The organism is Streptomyces nanshensis, assembly GCF_001751255.1.
GTDB lineage: Bacteria > Actinomycetota > Actinomycetes > Streptomycetales > Streptomycetaceae > Streptomyces > Streptomyces nanshensis_A.
The window spans coordinates 1-2,509 of the sequence record NZ_LJGW01000603.1 but is presented as its reverse complement, the minus strand read 5'-3'; the positions used below and the strand labels follow the sequence as shown (position 1 = coordinate 2,509).

Here is a 2,509-nt window from a genome sequence, read left to right as displayed (position 1 = left end):
CGGGCGGGTCAGCGCCTACGGGTGCGGCCGCTCCGCTCCGCGGAGCCCGCCTCCTCCAGCCGCTGGAGCAACTCCGTGACGCGCTTGGCGACCGTCTCCCTGTCCCCCTCGGTGAGCGCCGAGCCCATGCCGCAGGCGACGGCTCCGGCGGCGATCCACTCCGGGGCGTTCTGCACGGTGACGCCGCCCGTGGGCAGCAGCGGCGCCTGCGGCAGCGCCGCCCGTACGTCCTTCAGCCAGCGCGGATCGTGCCCCGAGGCGGGGAAGAGCTTCAGGGCGTCGGCGCCCAGCTCCAGGGCGCGCACCATCTCGGTGGGCGTGGCCACGCCCGGGAAGACGGGCACGCCGTAGCGGTGGCCGGTGCGGATCACCTCGGCGTCCAGGGCGGGTGAGACCAGGAAGCGGGCGCCGGCGTCGACGGCGGCGCGGGCGGCGGACGCGTCGAGGACCGTGCCCGCCCCGATCACACAGTCCTCCCCCGTCTCCCGGCGCAGCGTGCTCACCGCGTCCAGGGCGTACGGGCTGGTCAACGAGATCTCCAGACTGGTGATCCCGGCGCCGAGCAGGGTGTCGGCCTTGGCCGTGACGCTCTCGTAGCTGTCGCTGCGGATGATGGCGAAGACACGCTGCTCCAGTGCGGCACAGGTGGTCTCCCATCGGTACACGGCGATCGCCGCCTCTCTTCTCGTCCGGCCGGAGCCGGGGCCTCGGCCCGTGCAGGGCGGCTGTCGGTGTGCCGCCGGCTGCTCCGTGGCCGCCGTCGATCCGCTCGGGTGCCGCGGACTCTCGGTGCTGTGCTGTCGTGCCGTCGTGCTGCTGCGGGGCTCTGCGGCCGTTCTGCCGTGCTCCGCGCCGCTGCCGTGCTCCGCAGCGCTGTGCTGCGGTGCCGCCTCGTGCGCGGTGCCGCCGCCCGCCGCCGGGGAGGTGCCGCGCTCGTGCGCCCGGCCCCGGTACGGGGGTGTCTTCGCCGTCTTCGCCGGTTCCGTCCGTCCGCCATCCACTTCGTCTTCCCGCAACTGCCGGGCGCACGTGTGCTGTTGTCGATGCCCGCGGCCGTACGGGCGTCCGGACGCGCTCGGCACGTCACCGCTGTACGGAGTCGTGCCCGGGCCCCTGGAGGAATCCCACCAGCGCACGGTCCCTGCCGTACGCCGTGGGCAGCCCGTCGGTGTCGCCCGGCGCCTGGACGACCAGGGCCGCCACACACGCCGCCTCGGCCAGCGCCTGGTCGGGCCGCACACCGCGCAGCCACGCGGAGAGCCAGCCCGCCGCGAAGGCGTCGCCCGCGCCCACCGGATCGCACACCGGCACGTCGAAGGGCTCCTGGGTGCACTCGCCGTCCCGGCTGAGGGCCGCCGCCGAGTGGTCGCGCCGCTTGACCACGACGGTGCGGGCACGGCCCATCGTCAGCAGCGCCTTGGACGTCTCCTCCACGCCGCCGCCCAGCAGCAGTTCCAGCTCGTCCTCCCCGGCGATGACGAGGTCCGCCTCGCGCAGCAGCGGCCCGACCGTACGGATCCACTCGTGTTCCGAGCCGAGTTTGCGCCGTACGTTCGGGTCGAAGGAGACCGCTGCGCCGACCTGGCGGGCGCGCTCGACCAGCGTCCACGTGGCCGCCGCGGCCGACTCGGAGAGCATGGGCGTGATGCCGGAGACGTGCACCACGCGCGCGCCCTCCAGCGTCTCGGGGCGGATCTGGTCCGGGGAGAGCAGCGAGGCGGCGGAGCCCGAGCGGTAGTACTGCACGTCGATCAGCCGCTGCGGGTGGCTGTCGCGCAGCAGCAGACCGGTGGGCGCCTGCGGGTCCATCTCGGCGCCGGAGACGTCGACTCCGTCGGCGCGCAGCTCCCGCAGCACCGCTTCGCCCGCCGGGTCGTCGCCGACGCGGCCGATCCACCGGGCCCAGTGGCCGAGGCGTGCGAGCCCCTGCGCGACGTTGGACTCGGCGCCCGCGACGGAACGACGGAAGGAGACCGCGCGGTCCAGCGGCATGCCGGGCTCGGCGAGCATGAGCAGCATCGCCTCACCGCACGTAATGGCCTCCGGTCCGTTTGCCACCGGTTTCTCCCCACATCTGCCACCATGGCATCACTCTCTGTGGAGACGTTACCCGCTTACACGGACAATGCCACCCCCGCGGGCGGACTTCCTCCCGCGTCGAGGAATCGGCGCAGCGGCAGCGTGGCCGCTCCCACGGTCACCGCGTCCGGGCCGAGTCTGCACAGCTCGACGGCCGTACGGGCCGCCGGGTACCGCAGAGCGTACGCGTCCGTCGTCTCCCGCACAGCGGGCAGCAGTTGTGGCCCGAGCAACAGTCCCGCCCAGCCGCCGATCACGATCCGCTCGGGGTTGAAGAGGTTCACCAGGTCCGCGATGCCGGCACCCAGATACTCCGCCGTCCCGGCCAGGACGTCCCGCGCGGCGTCCGCCGCGCTCCCCTCGCCGCGGGCCGCCTCCAACAGCCCGGCGAGGGCGGCCTCTTCGTCGCCGGCGGCCTCGTCCGCGTCCG

3 protein-coding genes are annotated in these 2,509 nt (G+C 74.4%); all 3 read right to left on the bottom strand.

Annotated features, from left to right (window positions below; all coding sequences use genetic code 11):
• Positions 1-8: 8 nt before the first annotated feature.
• The gene (locus tag AN218_RS30120) at positions 9-665 is read right to left on the bottom strand and encodes a bifunctional 4-hydroxy-2-oxoglutarate aldolase/2-dehydro-3-deoxy-phosphogluconate aldolase (RefSeq protein WP_070020214.1); all 657 of its coding nucleotides are present in this window, start codon (positions 663-665) and stop codon (positions 9-11) included.
• 418 nt (positions 666-1,083) lie between these two features.
• The gene (locus AN218_RS30115; RefSeq protein ID WP_070020213.1) at positions 1,084-2,019 is read right to left on the bottom strand and encodes a sugar kinase; all 936 of its coding nucleotides are present in this window, start codon (positions 2,017-2,019) and stop codon (positions 1,084-1,086) included.
• Positions 2,020-2,114: 95 nt separating this feature from the next.
• Positions 2,115-2,509, bottom strand: a 395-nt coding sequence (locus AN218_RS30110) for an ROK family protein (RefSeq protein ID WP_141747758.1), incomplete at its 5' end; no start/stop codon positions are given.